At 33.9% G+C, this 19,698-nt stretch carries 17 protein-coding genes and 1 tRNA gene; 9 read left to right on the top strand and 9 right to left on the bottom strand.

The genetic code is table 11. The features are described from left to right. Positions 1 to 8: 8 nt before the first annotated feature. The gene (locus NG655_RS01570) at positions 9 to 1,160 is read left to right on the top strand and encodes a serine hydrolase domain-containing protein (RefSeq protein WP_252157595.1); all 1,152 of its coding nucleotides are present in this window, start codon (positions 9 to 11) and stop codon (positions 1,158 to 1,160) included. Between the two features lie 112 nt (positions 1,161 to 1,272). Here the strand turns inward: NG655_RS01570 and NG655_RS01565 are convergent, their stop codons facing one another. From NG655_RS01565 to NG655_RS01545, 5 genes are all read right to left on the bottom strand, one after another. Next, positions 1,273 to 2,019: a succinate dehydrogenase/fumarate reductase iron-sulfur subunit gene (locus tag NG655_RS01565; protein ID WP_252157594.1), complete on the bottom strand. Its 747-nt coding sequence runs from the start codon at positions 2,017 to 2,019 to the stop codon at positions 1,273 to 1,275. A gap of 7 nt (positions 2,020 to 2,026) precedes the next feature. Continuing rightward, positions 2,027 to 4,030 (bottom strand): fumarate reductase/succinate dehydrogenase flavoprotein subunit, encoded by a 2,004-nt coding sequence (locus NG655_RS01560; RefSeq protein ID WP_252157593.1) that lies wholly within the window; start codon positions 4,028 to 4,030, stop codon positions 2,027 to 2,029. Between the two features lie 4 nt (positions 4,031 to 4,034). Continuing rightward, positions 4,035 to 4,691: a succinate dehydrogenase cytochrome b subunit gene (locus NG655_RS01555; protein ID WP_252157592.1), complete on the bottom strand. Its 657-nt coding sequence runs from the start codon at positions 4,689 to 4,691 to the stop codon at positions 4,035 to 4,037. Between the two features lie 165 nt (positions 4,692 to 4,856). Continuing rightward, positions 4,857 to 5,720, bottom strand: coding sequence for a DUF3078 domain-containing protein (locus NG655_RS01550; protein ID WP_252157591.1), 864 nt, complete (start codon positions 5,718 to 5,720; stop codon positions 4,857 to 4,859). Between the two features lie 22 nt (positions 5,721 to 5,742). After that, positions 5,743 to 8,538 carry a beta propeller repeat protein gene (locus NG655_RS01545; RefSeq protein WP_252157590.1) on the bottom strand — a complete coding sequence of 932 codons (2,796 nt, stop codon included), beginning with the start codon at positions 8,536 to 8,538 and terminating at the stop codon, positions 5,743 to 5,745. A 120-nt stretch (positions 8,539 to 8,658) separates the two neighbouring features. On the opposite strand from NG655_RS01545, the gene NG655_RS01540 reads away from it, so the two are divergent. Further along, positions 8,659 to 9,954: an aminopeptidase P family protein gene (locus tag NG655_RS01540; RefSeq protein ID WP_252157589.1), complete on the top strand. Its 1,296-nt coding sequence runs from the start codon at positions 8,659 to 8,661 to the stop codon at positions 9,952 to 9,954. A 121-nt stretch (positions 9,955 to 10,075) separates the two neighbouring features. Here NG655_RS01540 and feoB read toward each other — a convergent pair whose 3' ends face one another. The 3 genes from feoB to NG655_RS01525 all read right to left on the bottom strand — a co-directional run bounded on the left by feoB (position 10,076) and on the right by NG655_RS01525 (position 13,148). After that, entirely contained in the window at positions 10,076 to 12,172 is a 2,097-nt protein-coding gene (gene feoB, locus NG655_RS01535; RefSeq protein ID WP_252157588.1) for a ferrous iron transport protein B, read from the bottom strand. Then, positions 12,173 to 12,397 carry a FeoA family protein gene (locus NG655_RS01530; protein WP_252157587.1) on the bottom strand — a complete coding sequence of 75 codons (225 nt, stop codon included), beginning with the start codon at positions 12,395 to 12,397 and terminating at the stop codon, positions 12,173 to 12,175. 67 nt (positions 12,398 to 12,464) lie between these two features. Then, complete coding sequence (locus NG655_RS01525; RefSeq protein WP_252157586.1) at positions 12,465 to 13,148, bottom strand: SCO family protein; 684 nt, start codon at positions 13,146 to 13,148, stop codon at positions 12,465 to 12,467. A gap of 116 nt (positions 13,149 to 13,264) precedes the next feature. Here NG655_RS01525 and rseP point away from each other — a divergent pair, with 116 nt between their 5' ends. From rseP to NG655_RS01490, 7 genes are all read left to right on the top strand, one after another. After that, positions 13,265 to 14,584 (top strand): RIP metalloprotease RseP, encoded by a 1,320-nt coding sequence (gene rseP / locus NG655_RS01520; protein WP_252159070.1) that lies wholly within the window; start codon positions 13,265 to 13,267, stop codon positions 14,582 to 14,584. 101 nt (positions 14,585 to 14,685) lie between these two features. Continuing rightward, entirely contained in the window at positions 14,686 to 15,135 is a 450-nt protein-coding gene (locus NG655_RS01515) for a hypothetical protein (protein ID WP_252157585.1), read from the top strand. A 66-nt stretch (positions 15,136 to 15,201) separates the two neighbouring features. Next, a tRNA-Asn gene (locus tag NG655_RS01510) sits at positions 15,202 to 15,278 on the top strand. A gap of 362 nt (positions 15,279 to 15,640) precedes the next feature. Continuing rightward, complete coding sequence (locus NG655_RS01505; RefSeq protein ID WP_252157584.1) at positions 15,641 to 16,528, top strand: hypothetical protein; 888 nt, start codon at positions 15,641 to 15,643, stop codon at positions 16,526 to 16,528. Positions 16,529 to 16,576: 48 nt separating this feature from the next. Then, positions 16,577 to 17,089 (top strand): nuclear transport factor 2 family protein, encoded by a 513-nt coding sequence (locus NG655_RS01500; protein ID WP_252157583.1) that lies wholly within the window; start codon positions 16,577 to 16,579, stop codon positions 17,087 to 17,089. 127 nt (positions 17,090 to 17,216) lie between these two features. Further along, positions 17,217 to 18,236 carry an SMP-30/gluconolactonase/LRE family protein gene (locus NG655_RS01495; protein ID WP_252157582.1) on the top strand — a complete coding sequence of 340 codons (1,020 nt, stop codon included), beginning with the start codon at positions 17,217 to 17,219 and terminating at the stop codon, positions 18,234 to 18,236. A 32-nt stretch (positions 18,237 to 18,268) separates the two neighbouring features. Then, a complete protein-coding gene (locus tag NG655_RS01490; protein ID WP_252157581.1) occupies positions 18,269 to 18,985 on the top strand; it encodes a hypothetical protein in 717 nt (238 codons plus the stop codon). 223 nt (positions 18,986 to 19,208) lie between these two features. Here the strand turns inward: NG655_RS01490 and NG655_RS01485 are convergent, their stop codons facing one another. Further along, positions 19,209 to 19,628 carry a hypothetical protein gene (locus NG655_RS01485; RefSeq protein ID WP_252157580.1) on the bottom strand — a complete coding sequence of 140 codons (420 nt, stop codon included), beginning with the start codon at positions 19,626 to 19,628 and terminating at the stop codon, positions 19,209 to 19,211. Between the last annotated feature and the right edge of the window lie 70 nt (positions 19,629 to 19,698).

Genomic DNA, 19,698 nt, shown 5'->3' with positions numbered 1-19,698 from the left:
AACTTAATATGAGAAACCCTGTTTTTTTGTTTTTATGCATTGGAGCTTCCGTATTTCTTCGGGCTCAAGACTATTATTATCCAGAACGAAATGAAGTATGGAAAGAAAAAGATGCAGAATATTTTGACATAAAACCGGAACGATTACAAGAAGCTGTAGATTTTGCATTAACCAACGAATACAGTGGTGGAAGAGATTTACGTGTTGCTATTATCAAGGGTTTCTCTAGAGAACCCTATCACGAGATTTTAGGCCCAACAAAAAAACATGGCGGTCCCGCTGGAATGATTCTTAAAAAAGGTTTTGTAATAGCCAAATGGGGCAATACAAAACGAGTTGACATGACTTTTAGTGTTACAAAAAGTTATTTGTCAACCATTGCTGGACTAGCGTTTGACAAAGGTTTAATAAAATCTACAAACGATTTTCTTACGGACTACGTTTGGGATACAACTTTCGATGGGGAACACAATAAAAAAATTACTTGGTCCCATTTATTAAATCAATCTTCGGACTGGTCAGGAAGTATTTGGGGTCTTCACGACTGGGCAGATCGTCCACCCAAAGAAGGTTCAGTCGATGATTGGAGATACAGAACACTTCATGAACCAGGAACCCATTTTAAATACAACGATGTACGGGTTAATGTTCTTTCTTACTCCTTGCTTAATGTTTGGAGAAAGCCTTTACCGCAGGTTCTTAAAACAGAAATAATGGATCCTATTGGAGCTTCTTCTACCTGGCGCTGGTTTGGTTATGAAAACTCTTGGACTCCGATTGACGGCATACGAGTACAATCAGTTTCTGGAGGTGGGCACTCTGGAGGTGGTTTGTTTATTAATACCGAAGACCATGCACGTTTTGGATTACTGTTTTTGTCTAATGGTTCTTGGAAAGGAGAACAATTAATAAGCGAAAATTGGATTGAAAAAGCAACAACAGCTTCTTCTGCAAATCCAAACTACGGATACCTCTGGTGGCTAAATAAAAAAGGGGCTCGACACTGGGAGGGTGCTGCCGAAAATATATATTATGCCGCTGGTTTTGGTGGGAATTTTATCATCATTATTCCTGATCAAGATGTAGTGGTGGTTACTCGATGGTTAGAACCCTCAAAGGTTGCTGACTTTATTGAAAAAGTATTGAAGGCTGTTGAATAAAATTACTTTTGATTTTTTTGACTTTTATAGGTCGTTTTATAAAATCCCTAAAATAAAAACCCCTTCCTTAGCAAGGATGGGGTTTAATAATTATTAAAAGTAGAGTTAATTTTTACCCTTTCACAGTCGCAAAAAGATATTCTCTATTCATACGAGCGATATTCTCTAAAGAAATTCCCTTAGGACATTCTACTTCGCAGGCTCCCGTGTTGGTACAGTTTCCAAAACCTTCTTCGTCCATTTGTTTTACCATGTTTAGTACACGATCAGTAGCTTCAACCTTTCCTTGTGGAAGAAGTGCATACTGAGAAACTTTAGCTGAAACAAACAGCATTGCAGAAGCGTTTTTACAACTTGCAACACAAGCACCACAACCGATACAAGTAGCTGCATCGAATGCTTTATCTGCATCGTGCTTGTTAATTGGAATATTATTCGCATCCTGAGTGTTTCCTGAAGTATTTACACTAACAAAACCACCTGCATGTTGAATTCTATCAAATGCAGAACGGTCTACAGCAAGGTCTTTTACAACTGGAAATGCATTCGCTCTAAACGGTTCAATCGTAATTGTTTCACCATCTTTAAATTTACGCATGTGTAACTGACAAGTGGTAACTAAACGATCAGGACCGTGTGCTTCTCCGTTAATATACATCGAACACATTCCGCAAATTCCTTCGCGACAATCATGATCAAAAGCTATCGGATCAATTCCTTTATTGATTAATTGTTCATTCAAAACGTCCATCATTTCTAAAAAGGACATGTCAGGGGAAACATTTTCAATAGGATAGGTAACCATTTCTCCTTTTGATGTTGCGTTAGCTTGTCTCCAAATTTTTAAGGTCAAATTCATCTTTATCTTATTTATATGAACGTGTTTTTACTTCTATTTCTTCGTAATTCAATTCTTCTTTATGCAAAACAGCATCACCCGGTTCTCCTTTGTATTCCCATGCAGAAACGAAAGTAAAGTTTTCATCGTCACGCATTGCTTCTCCTTCTGGAGTTTGAGATTCTTCACGGAAATGACCTCCACAAGATTCTGTTCTTTCTAAGGCATCTTTTGCAAACAATTCCCCTAATTCTAAGAAATCTGCAACACGCCCCGCTTTCGCTAATTGTTCATTAAACTCAGTGTCAGTTCCTGGAACATTTACGTTTTTATAGAAATCTTCTCTTAACGCTTTAATCTCAGCCATTGCTTCTTTTAGACCTTCAGCATTACGAGACATTCCACATTTGTCCCACATGATTTTACCTAATTTTTTGTGGTAATAATCAACAGAGTGCTTTCCTTTATTATTTAAGAATAAACTAATCTTATCTAAAACTGCTTTTTCAGCGGCATCGAATTCTGGAGTATCCGTTGGAATTGAACCTGTTCGAATATCGTCCGCTAAATAGTCTCCTATTGTATAGGGTAAAACAAAATATCCATCTGCTAAACCTTGCATTAATGCAGATGCACCCAGTCGGTTAGCACCATGATCCGAGAAGTTTGCTTCTCCAATAGCGTAACAACCAGGAATAGATGTCATTAGGTTATAATCAACCCAAACACCTCCCATGGTATAATGTACCGCTGGATAGATCATCATTGGTGTTTCGTATGGATTCTGATCTACGATTTTTTCGTACATCTGGAATAAGTTTCCGTATTTAGAACGAACTACTTCTTGACCTAGTTTTTTAACCAAAGCCGCATCATTTTCGTCAAGTCCCTTAACATGGGCTTGTTCTTTCCCGTAACGAGTAATTGCAGCAGCAAAGTCCAGATAAACTGCTTCTCCTGTTGCATTTACTCCATATCCAGCATCACAACGTTCTTTTGCAGCTCTAGAAGCAACATCACGTGGAACTAGATTTCCAAAAGCAGGGTAACGTCGTTCTAAGTAATAATCTCGGTCTTCTTCTTTAAGTTGTGTCGGGCTTAATTTTCCTTCACGGATTGCCTTCACATCTTCAATGTTTTTAGGAACCCAAATTCGTCCATCATTTCTTAGAGATTCAGACATTAAGGTTAATTTCGACTGGTGATCTCCAGAAACTGGAATACATGTTGGGTGGATTTGAGTGAAACAAGGGTTTGCGAAGTGTGCTCCTTTTTGGTGAATTTTCCATCCTGCAGAAACATTACTCCCCATAGCGTTTGTAGAAAGGAAAAATACATTTCCATATCCACCTGAAGCTACTACAACGGCGTGAGCTCCGTGACGTTCTACTTGACCTGTTACTAGGTTTCGAGCAATAATTCCTCTAGCTTTTCCATCAACTAATACTAGATCCATCATTTCATGACGATTGTACATTTTTATTTTTCCACGACCAATTTGACGGTTCATTGCAGAATATGCTCCTAGTAATAATTGTTGTCCTGTTTGGCCTTTAGCATAGAATGTTCGAGAAACTAAAACTCCTCCAAACGAACGGTTATCTAATAACCCACCGTAGTCACGAGCAAAAGGAACCCCTTGTGCAACACATTGGTCAATTATGTTGGTAGAAACCTCAGCTAAACGGTGAACGTTAGCCTCTCTTGAACGATAATCTCCTCCTTTTATGGTGTCATAGAAAAGACGGTAGGTAGAGTCTCCATCTCCTTGATAATTTTTTGCTGCATTAATTCCACCTTGAGCTGCGATTGAGTGAGCTCTTCTTGGTGAATCTTGGAAACAAAATGATTTTACATTATATCCTAATTCGGCTAAAGTAGCAGAAGCAGAAGCTCCAGCTAATCCAGTACCAACCACGATAATATCGATAAGTCGCTTATTAGCTGGACTAACTAGGTTGATGTTATTTTTGTGAGAAGTCCATTTATCTGATAAAGGACCTTTTGGTATATTAGAATTTAAACTTGCCATAGTCTTATGCGTTTAAATGATGAAAGATTGCGATGAAGATAAATCCTGCAGGAACTACTATTGAAAATGCAAGGGTAAAACCTTTAATTCCTCGTGTGTATTTATTGTTTAATCCAACCGATTGAAAAGAAGAACTAAATCCGTGAAGTAAGTGAAGCATCAAGAAAAAGAATGAAATTACATATGTAATTACACGAATAACGTTTTCAAATTTATGAACCATTTCTTCAAAATAACGATTTGGATCTTCTGGTAAAATCTGTACATATTTGTAATTCATTTCTGGAAACCAGAAATCTATAAAATGAAGTACCAAAAAAGACAGGATTGTTATCCCAGATAAAATCATATTTCTTGACATCCAAGATGAATTTGCTGCACCATTGTTCTGAGCATATCCCTGAGAACGTGCTTTTCTATTTTTAATGTCTAAAATAAATCCCATCATGAAGTGAAATAAAACTCCAAAAATAAGGACTGGCTGTAGTACAAATTGAACCAATGGATTGTTTCCCATGAAATGAGAAATTTCATTAAATACTTCCTCACTAAAGACAGAGGTGAGGTTTATGATAAAATGCTGCAATAAAAATACCACCAGAAATAATCCTGATAGTGCCATTGCGTATTTACGTGCTAAAGAAGAGTTTATTCCGCTCATTAATTGTTAATTTAAAGCTGTAAAATTAAGCTAAAAGCTTTTCGAAAGAAAGTATATCAGCTGTTTTTTTTAAAGATTATTATTTCCTAACAGAAGAACTAAAAAGTGTTTTACTTTTTCAACCCATAACGACCTTTTTTTGTGCAAAAAATTAAACAAAAACTACTAAATAGAAAAACCAAAGCTTACTCCAAACACCTGTCGGGTTTGAATTTTAGCAATCGCATTGTCGTCATAAAGGAGTTGTAACTCAAATTGTGCCGACATAAAGTTATTTATTTTCATGTCGATGCCCATCGTATAGTCTAAATCAAAATTTTTGAATTCCTTGAGATAATTAGAGATAAGGTTTATTTTATTATTCAAAATAACATTTGGGAAAAGAGGCCATTTTCCTTGAGCTGCTATAGACAATCCCATTTCAAACCGAGTTTGTTCATTTGGTGCTACGCCAAAAAATGTTTCTCCAGTCGCTAAATTATCTGTGAATTGAGATCCAACATATATTAAGCGCGCTGTGACAGGCTCTATTTGTAAACTAAAAGATCTTGTTTTCTTGTAAGTAATTCCAACCCCAATACGAGCATATAAAGGGGAGAAAAAAGCAGTTGTTTTATTTTTTATTTCTTCACCAGTACTCCCTTCTGAAAATTCATATCCAGCAACCCATTGAGATTTAATATTTGTAGAGGTTGAAAAGCTCCAAGGGTTCGTTTTTTTTCTTATAAGAACTGAATTTAACTCAAAGTGATCTACGGTTTTTTTATAAAAATTTGAAGATTCTGTTTTAGAAAAACCTAAGGACGCATCAAAAGTTGTGGTCCAATCCCATTTTTCTTCTAATCGGTGAAGCTCATAATCTAAATTCACAATTCCATTAAAACTATTGGTTCCTCCTCCAAGCCATTCTCCAAAATTAGCCTGATTAAACAGCACATTTATAGTTCCTCCTTTTGTCCAGAGACTATCCTTTTCTATTTCTGATTGAGCAAAAATAATCCCTGTTGAAAAGAGAAAAACTAGATACAAAAAACCTCTAGTTTTATTTGAACTACTGAACTTCCAGTTTTGCCTTACTTGTAAATTTTCCTTTTGTAAATTCAACACTGTAGGTTCCTTTTTTGAGGTAGTGTTTTCCATTTTTCGCTGCTTCTGATGGTGATTTTTTATTTTTTCTATTATAATTGATAATCCCTTTTGCATCTTTTTCGAGTGCGTAGGAAACAAAATTAAAACCAGCATCTAAGGTTCCGTTTTGTGTGTATAATACTATTCCTTTATCATTTTTAATTTTCATTTGATAAAGGCCAGAATTCTTAGAAAAAAGAGTGAAACTCGTTTTTGGTTCATAAAAGTTCCTCCAAGAAGAATTTCGAGTACCCCATCTTTTAGAAGCTCTTATTTTCTTTGGTTCAAGAAGTGTAATTTCTTTATTTAAAAACTCTGAATTCACTCCTTGAATAGGTGATAAGTCTGTTTTATAAATTGATCGTCCGTGCGTTCCGATTAATAAATGATTTACATCAGGCTGAATAACTAAATCGTGAACCGCAGCAGTTGTTAAACCGTTATTAAATGCTTGCCATTTTAAACCTTGGTCAAAAGAAACGAAAGTACCTTGATCGTTTCCTAGATATAAAATTTGATCATTAGTCGGATCTTCACGAATAACATTTACAGGGCTATCTGGAAGATTTGATTGGATCGATTTCCAATGCGCTCCTCGGTCATCGCTTACATAAACATAGGGTTTGAAATCGTCATTTCTATACCCATTTAATGTAATGTAAACACGGTCTTTTTTATGTTCTGAAGCAATAATTCTACTCACCCATAAATTTTGCGGTAATTCATCTGAAATTCTATTCCAACTCGCACCACCATCACCAGAATGATAAGCATATCCATCATCGCTACCAGTATAAATAAATCCGAACTGAGCTGGAGATTCTGAGATCGTTGTTAAGGTCCCAAACGCAACATTTCCTTTTTTACCTCCTTGAGTTAAATCACCAGAAATAGCAGTCCAATCATCCCCTTGGTTCAAAGATCTATGAAGTTTATTTCCTCCCAAATACAAAATATCTTGGTTGTGAGAAGACAACAATATTGGGGTTTGCCAGTTAAAACGATAAGGTGATTCGCCAAGTTCGTGTTTCGGCTGGATGTATGTGTTTTTATCGTTTTTTAAATCCAGACGAAAATAATTACCAAATTGATAACCGGTGTAAACGATATTACTGTCTCGATTGTCGATTTGAATCTGCATGCCATCACCCCCCATAATTGAAGTCCAGGGATTATGTCCGGTTGCCTCCCAGCGCTCGTCATCTCGTGCATTATGAGCACCTTTCCATACCCCATTGTCCTGGAGACCTCCATAAACATTATAAGGTGTTTCATGATCTATATTAATAGCATAAAACTGACCAACAGCAGTAGAATTATTTTTCATCCAATGGATACCATCATCATAGGTAATGTTTACACCACCATCATTACCGTTAATTAAGTGACCGGGTTTATCTGGATTAATCCACAATGCATGATGATCGGAATGAACGTTTGATTTTCCTATGGATCTAAAGTTTTTTCCTCCATCATCTGAAGTTAAAAGAGGAACACCGTATATGTATATTTTATCAGCATTTTTGGGAGCAACATGAATGTGTCCAAAATAATAACCATAACTGTAATACAAACCATCGATGTAATCGGTATGAGTTTTTTTCCAGGTTGTACCTCCATTTTCACTTTTAAAAACCTCAGCTCCTACCACTGGAGTGTCAAACAATAATGCATTCGCATCTTCTAAATAAACAGCTAAATCTTTAGGTAAAACTAATCCATTTTTAACGCTGTTTTTAATGCTTTGTGCTCTATATTTTTCTTGAAAATTATTTTCCTTCAAGAATGCATTTAGTACTTTATTATCTAAAGCTAAAAAAACTTCTTTAGTCATGCTCTTAAAATCTTCTTTAGTTAAACCATCTGATTTTTTTGTTTTTTCTTCTGGTCTTCTAAATTGAGAATCATGAATAGCATAAACCGTGTTTTCATCATATACAGCAAGTCCAATTCGACCAACTCCAGAGCCTGTTGGAAAACCACTTTCGGAATTTGAAATTAAATTCCATGTTTTTCCAGCATCTGTACTTTTATAAATACCTGACTTTTCTCCATTTCCAGTAAAATTCCATGCTTTTCTGTCTTTTTCCCAAGCTGCTGCAAATTGAACGTTAAAATTATCAGGGACCGTACTCATATCAATAATTCCTGTTGCATCGTTTATGAATAAAACTTGCTCCCATGTGTCTCCACCGTTTTCAGATCTATAAATTCCACGTTCCTTATTTGTAGTATATAAATGACCTGTGACTCCGACTACTATTTCCTCGGGATTCTGTAGGTTAATTAATATTTTACCTATATGATGGCTGTCCTCTAAACCTTTTGTTTCCCAGGTTGCTCCGTTATCAGAAGTTTTTAACATCCCAATACCAGCGTAAGAAGATCTTGAAGAGTTGTTTTCCCCAGTTCCAACCCAAAGTGTTTTAGTTGGCCAATGTATTGCAATTTCTCCTATGTTCTGAGTTGGTGCGTTTTCTGTTATAGAAACAAAACTTATTCCATTGTCTTTTGTGTGCCAAATTCCACCCGATGCATAAGCTGCGTAAAATTCTGTTGGATCGTTTGGATTTACTTCTAAAGCAACAATTCTCCCGCTCATTACTTTTGGACCAATATTTTCAAACGGAATATTTTTTACAATAGAATTGCTCTTCTGTGTTTGTGCATTTAATGTGAATACAACAAAGAATATTAAAAATGAATTAAGTAATTTCATATGCTTGACTTGTAATGTTTCTTGTTTGCTGAAAGTACAAAAAAATACGGTTGAAGAAAAAGAATTTGCTTAAACTGATTCCTAGTCAAATTCATATATTTACTAAAAAATAAGCTAATTATGCGGTATCAAGCACTATCTTCAAATTTTTATAAAAAAACACGTTCTTCTTTTATGGATGAAATGCTCCCAAGAAGCATTGCTGTTTTCAATTCTAATGATACTTATCCAATTAGTGCAGATTCTGTTTTACCCTTCGAACAACACCGTGATATTTTTTATTTAACAGGAGTAGATCAAGAAGAAACGATACTACTTCTTTTTCCAGATGCCCATGATCCAAAAATGAGAGAGGTTCTTTTTGTTACAGAAACAAACGACCATATTGCAGTTTGGGAAGGAGCAAAACTAACAAAAAAACAAGCTACAGAACGTTCTGGAATTGAGACTGTTTTTTGGCTACAAGATTTCGACCGTATTCTCAATCAGCTAAGTGCTTTTAATGAAACTTTTTATTTTAATACAAACGAACATTACCGCCAATCTGTAGAAACTGAAACAAGAGAAGACCGTTTTATAAAAAAATGTAAAGAACAATATCCCGCTCATGGTGTAGCAAAAAGTAATCCTATTTTACAAAAGCTTAGAGCTGTAAAATCGATAGAAGAGGTTGATCAAATACAAACGGCTTGCAACATTACCGAAAAAGGATTTAGACGTCTTTTAAGTTTTGTGAAACCCGGGGTTTGGGAATATGAAATTGAAGCTGAACTTGCTCATGAATTTCTTAAAAATAGATCAAAAGGATTTGCATACACCCCTATTATTGCTTCTGGAGCAAATGCTAATGTTCTTCATTATACAGAGAATAATGCTCAATGCAAGAGTGGGGATCTTTTATTACTAGACGTTGCTGCCGAATACGGTAACTATAAAAGTGATTTAACAAGAACAATACCTGTTTCTGGAAAATTTACTGATAGACAAAAAGAGGTATATAACGCCGTTTTACGGGTTAAAAAAGAAGCTACAAAACTTTTAGTCCCAGGAACAATTTGGAAAGAATACCATAAAGAAGTTGGTCTTATTATGACTTCAGAGCTTTTAGGTCTTGGACTTATAAATGACTCTGATGTTAAAAATCAAGATCCAAATTGGCCTGCTTATAAAAAGTATTTTATGCATGGAACTTCACATCATATTGGTTTAGACACCCATGATTATGGATTACTACATTTACCGATGGAGGCCAACATGGTTTTTACAGTAGAACCCGGTATTTATATTCCTGAAGAAGGGTTTGGGATTCGATTAGAAGATGATGTCGTGATTCAAAGTCAAGGAAGTCCACTGAATTTAATGGGAAATATCCCTATAGAAGCTGATGAAATAGAGACTTTAATGCAAGTAGATTAGTGACACCCACAATCCGTTCCACAATCTTTTGAACTCGCTTTTGAAGGAAAGAATTTTTTGTAAAGAAAACGTACCGAAATAACGGAGGCTACAACTACTAACAAAACTTGTATTGTTTCCATCATACTAATATTTGATAAACTAAAAGTGCTGAAAGATAGGCAATCAAAGTCATACTAAACAACTGAACCATAGGCCATTTCCAGCTGTTTGTTTCTTTTTTTACAATTGCCAACGTACTCATACACTGCAAGGCAAAAGCATAAAACAGCATTAGCGACACTCCTGTAGGCAAATTAAATAGTAGCTCTCCATTTGGTCTTCGTTCAGATTTCATTCTATTTTTAAGTGTTTCTTCTTGTTCGTTCCCTACACTGTAAATTGTAGCTAATGTTCCGACAAAAACCTCACGAGCAGCAAAAGAACTAATTAATGCTATTCCAATTTTCCAATCAAATCCTAGGGGGGCAATTGCAGGTTCTATAGATTTTCCAAGAATTCCAATGAAAGAATGTTCTAGTTTGTAAGAAGCAATTTCTGTTTCTAATTCTTGAGGAGTATAATTTTGGCTAGCCGGTTGGTTGGTTACAATTTCTTCCGCATTGTTAAAATCTTCCCCTGGACCAAAAGAAGCCATTAGCCAAAGTAAAATAGAAATGGCTAAAATAATTCGTCCTGCTTCAACTACAAAAGATTTTGTTTTTTCGAATACGGTAATCGCCACATTCTTAATAAGAGGTAGTTTATAATTGGGCATTTCTACTACAAAATAAGTCTTCGATTGAATTTTTAGTAATTTGTTTAATAAAGCAGCCGATAATAATGCCATTATAAAACCTAATAAATAAAGACCCATAAGTGTAAGTCCTTGGTAACCCATACCTAAAAAAGAGCCTTCTGGAATTACTAATGAAATTAAAATTAAATAAACAGGCAAACGAGCAGAACAAGTAGTAAAAGGAGTTACCAAAATAGTTATCAGACGTTCTTTCCAGTTTTCAATATTCCGAGTTGCCATTACTGCTGGAATTGCACAAGCTGTTCCAGAAATTAACGGGATTACACTTTTACCACTAAGACCATATTTTCTTAAACCACGGTCCATTAAAAACACCACTCGACTCATATAACCCGTCTCTTCGAGAACGGAAATAAAAAGAAACAAAAATGCTATTTGAGGAATGAAAATTACGATCCCTCCCAATCCAGAAATTATTCCTTCTGCAAGTAAATTAGTAAATAAACCAGTAGGTAATGTTTGCTTTGTAATTTCACTCAAATTTGAAAAGCTTTCATCAATAAAATCCATTGGAACACTACTCCAATCAAAAATTACTTGGAAGATGGTGAGTAAAATCATAAAGAAAATAATATACCCCCAAAAACGATGAATTAAAATTCGATCTAATCTAGACCGATAATCCGTAGCCTTAGATTGATCTACTTTATACGTTTCTTTTAGTGACTGGTTAATGTATTGATACCGCTTTATGGTTTCTTTTTGCTGAAGACGCTTTAAGTTTGAAATGGATTGGGTCTTGTATTCTGTTGCATCTTCTACTTTTTTACGATCGAGTTTTGCAAAATTCACATCCTGCGTAATTACTAACCATAATTTATAAAGAGATTGATCTGGAAAAACTTTTTCGAGCTTTTCGAAATAAGCTTCGTCGATTTGTTTGATATTGGTACATTTCGCATTAGATAATAATCTATAATCCAGCAAGATACTTTTTAGATGATCTATACCCTTATTTTCTCTTGTACTAATTAAGCAAATTCTAGTTTTCAGCTTTTCTTCTAACAAGGGTATGTCAATTGATATCCCTTTACTTTTCATCCTATCAGACATATTAATCACTAAAAGAGTTGGTATCTCTAAATCTTTGATTTGTGTAAAAAGAAGAAGATTTCTTTTTAGGTTTTCTATGTCAGAAACTACGACTGCAACGTCCGGATAGTCTTTGTCGTTTTTATTAAGAAGTAATTCAATCACCACACTCTCGTCCATCGAAGAAGCGTTAAGACTATAAGTACCTGGCAAATCAATTATGTGAGCTTTGGTAGTTCTATCTAATCGACAAATTCCTTGTTTCTTTTCGACTGTAATTCCTGGATAGTTTCCTACTTTTTGATTGAGCCCAGTAATGGCATTAAACACAGATGTTTTTCCTGTGTTAGGATTTCCTATTAATGCAACATTAATGGTTTTGCTCATTTAAATTAGTTCTATGGTTATGTTCTTAGCTGTTTCTGTTCTAATAGCTAAGTGGCAGCCATCAATTACGAGGTACATCGGATCTTTCATTGGAGCGAGTTGCTCTAAGTGAACTTCATTCCCTGGTAAACAACCCATCTCAATTAATTTAAGCGGCAGCTCGTCAGTATCAATGTTTACAATTCTACCGCGTTGATTTTTTTTAATGAGATCTAAAGTGATCATTATTTAGAATGATTTTAAAGAAGCAAAAGTAACTAAAAAAGAGAGCGATGCCAAAAAGAGTAAGGTTTTAATTTAATTGAATGGGATACTCCTGTTTGAGCACCTGAATATCTTCCCATAAGGTTTCCATTTCTTCTAAATTTGTTCCATCATAATACCCTCTGATTCTTCTGTCCGGGTCAACTAGTACAAAGTTTTCTGTATGTATCATATCAAATGGACCTCCATCACCGTCTTCTTTTACAACAAAATAAGATTTACGAGCCAACTTATAAATTTCTTTTTTATCACCAGTAAGCAAATTCCAGTGTTTGTCTATAACCCCTTTTTCGATGGCATATTTTTTTAATTGAGCGACTGAATCAATCTTTGGAGTAACACTAAAAGACAGGAGTTTTATCTGATTTTGATTTTTAATCTTTTCTTGAATTAAACCCATATTATCAGTCATTATTGGACAAATAGAAGGACAGGTTGTAAAGAAAAAATCGACAACTACAATTTTATCTTTGTAATCACGCTGAGTTATGATGTTCCCATTTTGATTCATTAACCTAAAATCAGAGACTCGATGTCTCGTCTTTATGTGTTGTAATGTACTATCCACTAATTCGAAACTAACCTCAGCAGGTTGGTATATTGGCAAAATCCTTTTGGGCTTTAGTGCATTATAAAAAAGAATAAGAATGCCTATTGACAGGAGTCCAAATATGCTTAAAAACGTTTTATATGTTTTAAAAATCTCTTTCATATTTCAATTTCAAAACAAAGGTACAGTCTTATTTATGTTAAAAGAAATTAAAATTGTAATGAATGTAAGCTTAGCCCATGGAAATTAGTATTTTTGAAATTATTTTAATTTCACTTATGAGCCCAATTATAATTAAAGGAATACAATTACTTCTAAGTTTATCGTTGTTAGTTGTTCTCCATGAACTAGGACATTTTATCCCGGCCAAATTATTTAAAACCCGTGTCGAAAAGTTTTATTTATTTTTTGACGTTAAGTTTTCTCTTTTCAAGAAAAAAATTGGTGGTACTGAATATGGAATAGGATGGCTTCCATTAGGGGGGTATGTAAAAATCTCCGGAATGATCGATGAAAGCATGGATACTGAGCAAATGAAGCTTCCTCCACAACCTTGGGAATTTAGATCAAAACCAGCATGGCAGAGACTTATTATTATGCTTGGAGGTGTTTTTGTAAACCTAGTTTTAGGGTTTATGATTTATATGATGATTCATTTTGTTTGGGGAAAAGAAACACTCACGACAGAGGCTGTTCCTAACGGAATGGCTGTTTCTAAACTAGCTGAATCTATTGGCTTCGAAAATGGTGATAAAATATTAGAAGTAGATGGACAATCGCTTGATGTAGTTTTAGATATCAATCGATTTTTATTCATGAGATCTGTTAAAGAGGTTTTAGTTCAACACCCAAATGGTGTAAAAGAAACCATTAAAGTACCTGAAGATTTTGGAACCCAAATGTTCGAAAATGGTGATTTAAAACCATTTAATGTTCTTCGACCGCCATCCATTGAAGTACAACCCAATACACCAGCTGAAGCTGCAGGATTATTAAAAGGAGATGTTATTATTAGTACAAATGGAGTTGCCATAAACAGCTTTTCTTTTCTTGTTAATCACTTAAGAGAACAAAAATATGATACGCTTTCTCTAGAAATAAAAAGAGACGGTGAAGGATTAATAACAAAAAGTGTTCTGCCTCGTGAGGATGGAACAATCGGAATTCAATTTTTTAATAATTCTATAGAATTTACTCATGTTGATCTTGATTTATCTGAAAGCATAGCTGCAGGATTCTCCTATGGGTATTGGACTTTATATGATTATGCAGCTCAATTTAAATATGTATTCACAAAAAAAGGAGCTAGTCAAGTAGGAGGTTTTGCTGCAATTGGAAACCTATTCCCTGAAACATGGAACTGGAGAGGCTTTTGGTCTAGTACTGCATTGATATCAATTATTCTTGCATTTATGAATATATTACCAATCCCTGCTTTAGATGGTGGGCATGTAATGTTCTTACTCTACGAGATTATAAGTGGGAGAAAGCCGAATGATCGCTTCATGGAATACGCTCAGATGTTTGGATTTTTCTTATTACTAGCTGTTTTAATTCTAGCAAATGGGAACGATATTTATAGGGCAATTTTCGGATAAATATCAAATTATTTCTAGGTTCGCCTGGTTTTATTAATAAATATCCTCTAAAAGCAAAACTTCTTTTTATATTTGAACTAACTATATCTAAAAACACCACTATGAAAAATTACATAACACTTCTACTAATAAGCTTTCTAAGTTTGCAGGTTGCAAACCTTTCAGCTCAAGAAAAAAAAGTATCTATTGATGATTTCATAACTGAACACAATAATTTTGAAATTAATGATGATGGAGAAATTAAACCATTGAATAATAAAGAAATCAATAAAAAAATAAAGTTTTTCATTGAAGAAAAATTTGTCATAGTTGATTACACTAGAAATATCATCTGGGATTCTTATGAAACTTTTTTAAGCCCTTACGATATTTACCACAAACACACCTTTATCGTTCAAGTAAAATTAAAAGATAAAACTCGTCTTAAATACCTAAAAGTATACTATAATCCTAAGTCTGAAAAGGTTACTACCAAATCAGAATGGGACGAGGAAGAAAGTGAATTCCTTGAGGTAGAAAAAGACAAAGAACCAGAGGCAATAAATTCTTAAAAAAAATATTCTTTGCGCTTGGGAATAATCTAAATTTATATATATTTGCCATCCAAATGGAAACATTCCTCCTTAGCTCAGTTGGTTAGAGCATCTGACTGTTAATCAGAGGGTCCTTAGTTCGAGCCTAAGAGGAGGAGCCATATTAGACAAGAGGTCATTTTTGACCTCTTGTTTTTTTTTACCACTTTTTAAAACCTTACTGGCCAACATAATAGATTCGATAATACCGTTTTAATATTTGTAATTAAGTAATACTGAATAAATTGTATTTCAAAAGATGAAGTTGTGACCATTCTCCTATTTGAGTGTAATAAAATCATTTTTAACTAATATCATAAAATACTTTTTCAAATACGTAAAGAAAAAAATTGCAAAGTCGACCTGCCTGACCCATATAACGTAAAACATTATAATAGTACACAAAATTCTATTATTTAATTTATATTGCATTTTACAATTAAAAATATTAAATTGTACCTACACAAACTATAAACAATTACAAATGAAAAAAATACTTCTATTTCTAATTTTAAGTGTAGGAATTTATTCTTGTCAGACTAATACAAACTCTTCAGGTACTATACTTAAAAACGATGCAAAATCAGAAAACGTAAAGAGACATTTAGAAGCTTACATGAACAACGATTCAAGTGTAGCTCAAACTCTATTTAGTCAAGATTTAATTATTTACGATCAGTTCGTTAATAACCAAGAAAATAATAGTACAATTCCTAATCCTGAAGGAAGACAAGGTTTAATTGACGCTGATAAATTTACGCATGTTCTATTTAGTGAAATACAGCTTACAACCGATAAAATCAGTACATACCAAATGAACGATGGCAAAACTTATACTGCTTTTTGGTCGATGTGGTCAGGAGAAGGCAATTTTTCTGGTGAAAAAATGACACTTCCTTTTTATTGTATTAGTCTATGGGAAGGGAATCAAATAACCAAAATATGGCGATATATGGATCCGGCTGGATTAAATAAAGAAGTCACAGCTTTCGAAGGTGTCAATAACAATTCACAAAAAGTTATAGGCTTAGCTGAATTAAAGGTTAATCCGGGATTTTCGCCGGCGAACATCAAAGAATTTTTAGTAAGATTTAGCAGATTTATAAGAAAAACTGAACCCGGAACTTATGATTTTGGTTACTTTATTTCCTCCGACGGAAAAAAAGTTAATCTGGTAGAAAAATACTACACCTCCTCCGACTTCGTTCACCACTTAAATAATTTCGAGCAGAGCGAATATGCCAAAGAATTTATGACGCTTTTTACGTTAGATAAAGTAATCATTGCCGGAGATGCCTCAGATGAACTTAAAGCGAAAGCGAAGGCCTATGAGGCAGAATTAAGACCTCAAGTTGGTGGATGGATAAATTAATCCTAATTCCATAAAATATAAACTATTGAATTTATTTAAACCAAAAAAATGAAGAAACTACATTTACTATTACTGCTTACCGGGACTCTTATTTCATGTAATCAAAAAACTCAAAAAGAACAACAAATGGAAGCGGCAATGGCTCTCTATGACCAAAACGCCAAAACTGTACATGCATTATTCGATTCTTTGGAAAATGAAGATTTAGAAACAGCATCATCTTTTTTTGCTGAGGATGCAAAATTTAATCCCCCAGCTTATGGAGGTAAAGATTTGAATAAAAAAGAAATACTTGACAACTATAATGGTTTTCTACAATTATTCAATAACATAAAAGCTAATGATAGAGATTTCTACCCAACAGTTGATGAGCATTTTATGCCTGATGGTGGTGTTCGGATTTATGCAAACTGGAGCGCTGACTTAGGAGATAATTCCATGAAGGGAATCAAAGCTTATGAAGTTTTTAAATTCAATGAAAATAATAAAATCATTGAAGTCGACGAGTACATGGATGTTTCAGGTTTATTTAACAAAATAAGTGAATTATCAACGGAATAATTCATTTCTTTTTTCTCAACATCAATTTTGTATTAATTATAGCGCCATCAATTCTTGATGACTCTATAATTTCTAGATTCATTAGCACTAGAACTAGATTGTTTTAAATTGAAGAAAATTTATTTTTATGAAAAAATTTTTATTTGTTTTCGCTCTTGTCCTAAACATTGGATGTACTCAAAAAAAAGCTAATCCTTTAATTGAAGTATACAATAATGAAATAAACTCTGTGCTAGATATTTACACTAAAATAGAGGTTTTAGCTGATTCCTTATTACTGCCTGAAGGGCCTGTGTGGAGTAAGAAATCGAATGAATTACTGTTTGTAGATAACCTACAAAACAAAGTTTTAAGTTGGAGCGAAATTGATGGTGTTCAAGATTACATTTTAGAAGCGGGTAATACTGGATATGCTCCAAACCTAGGAAGCGGTCTACTTGGACCTAATGGACTAGCTCTTGATGATAATGATAATCTCTTTATCTGTCAAGTTGGTGACAGAAGAATAGCTAAGACAGTAATTAGTTCTTCAAATAGACAAGAGTTTACAACAGTTGTGGATAGTTACCAAGAAAAAAGACTTAATAGTCCGAATGACGTAATCATTTCTAAGAGCGGAGATATCTATTTTACTGATCCTGCTTTCGCCTTCTTTGACCCACAAAAATTTGAGTTTGTAGATAGCGAATTAAGAGAGTTAAATTTCAATGGAGTGTTTAAGCTAGCTAAAGATAATCAACAATTAGTGGCACTTGATGATGGTCCAGGAGTCCCAAATGGGTTAGGATTATCTCCAGATGAAAAGTTTCTTTATGTAAATAAAATGGGGGCTCCTTTTTCAAATTCTGATTCTGAAATACTAAAAATAAACGTGAACACTAATCAATCAGAGACCCTATTTAATGGTAATGATTTAGTTGCAAAATATAGCGATGGAACTGACTTTGACGGAATGGATGTTCATTCTAGTGGACATATCTTTACATCAGGCCCAGGAGGGTTACTTGTTATTTCTCCAGATGGTGAGTTAATGGCTAGAATAAATACTGGACAAATCACTAATTGTACATTTAATGATGATGAGTCATACTTATACGTAACAGGTTTTTTAAACAACCCCAAGCTCTTTAGAATTAAAATGAATTAGTAAATAAAAAGTTTCCCTATCTCAATATACCTATGAGTAAAAACAGCAATTTAAAAAAATATTCCTTAGAATTTCTAGTTGTATTTATAGGAATACTATCATCCTTTGGAATTGATAATTACTTAAAGAATGCTCAAAGAATTAATGAGAAAAACACCCTTTTAGATGAATTAAATCTTTCAATTAATGAAGATTTAAGACAACTTGAAATTGTAAATGGTACCCTAGATGACAGTTTAAATTCAATAAACATATTGTTTGAACAAACGAAAGAAAAAACATTAAATGATTCATTATTGGCCTACCATATCTCTAACGTTTCTGCTAAAGTGGCCATTTCATTTTTTCCTCAAAAAGGGGTCTACAAACAGCTTATTAACACAAATTCATTTGAACTAATTGAAGACCGTCAGTTTAGGAGAAGAATCTCTGATTTGTACGAGCATCTCGAGGATAGAAAAAATGCGGCAGATTTAAAATTTGATTTCTTCGCTGAAAGCTTTGACAAGGCTTTATTAGATAAATTGAATTACAGAGTTAGGATTGAAGAATTAGATAACTCGGTAAGTATTAATACCATTATTTATGACTACAAAATCCCGAAAACTCTGTTCGAAGACTCTGAATTTCTAGGTTACCTCAGTAACGCCGAAAAAAGAGTTTATTTCTATAAAGAATTGATGAAAAAGTACACTCAGAGTATGAGTGAAATCTCTATTTATCTGGAAAGAACAGTCTCTACCAATTAGGAGAAGCAATAGACAATATGTATACGCTTAAAATCGATCAATTAATTCATAAAAAGATTTAGTTATGCTGCAACTTTGAATAACAGGGGGAGCTAGCTTACCGCTACAATTTTCATTTTAATTAAACCCTTTACAGTAATGTAAGGGGTTTTTTCTTGCGGTTAAATGAGCTGAATCAAATAAAGTATGAGGCTGTTTTTAAGTACTTAATAAATTATCATTTTTATTCTTTAAAGAACTCTTCTTGAGATATTTCAAACCCGATAATTTTTTTTGCGCCAGCAGAATAATAAAAGTGTAAAAACTCTTCTGTGTTTAAATAAATTGGAATCCGTTTTGGAGATTCGTAATAGGTTTTAAGATTATGATATTGATAAACAAAATGCCCTACAGGTAAGTTTTCGAATGTATAGTGCTCGTGTGCTCGTATGTAAGCATGAGATATGTAATGCCTTCCTCCATCACGCAACGTAACTATTACATCATCTTTAATCGTGTTAGACACTGTTAGGGATGAGAAAGAAACTGTATTAATCTGTTCCGCTGGATATTTATTATTAAATATCTTTTCGCCGGTTGTTGGGCGCTGAGCAAAAACATAATTACATGCAATAAAAAGAAATAGAATTAGACATTTTTTCATATCTGAATTTACAATAAAATTTTAAACATGTGAATATCAATAAAATAAATACACTACCATAAATCTAAGT

The sequence above is a fragment of the Candidatus Arcticimaribacter forsetii genome, assembly GCF_910589745.1.
Lineage (GTDB): Bacteria > Bacteroidota > Bacteroidia > Flavobacteriales > Flavobacteriaceae > Arcticimaribacter > Arcticimaribacter forsetii.
This window is presented reverse-complemented; position numbering and strand designations above follow the sequence as displayed.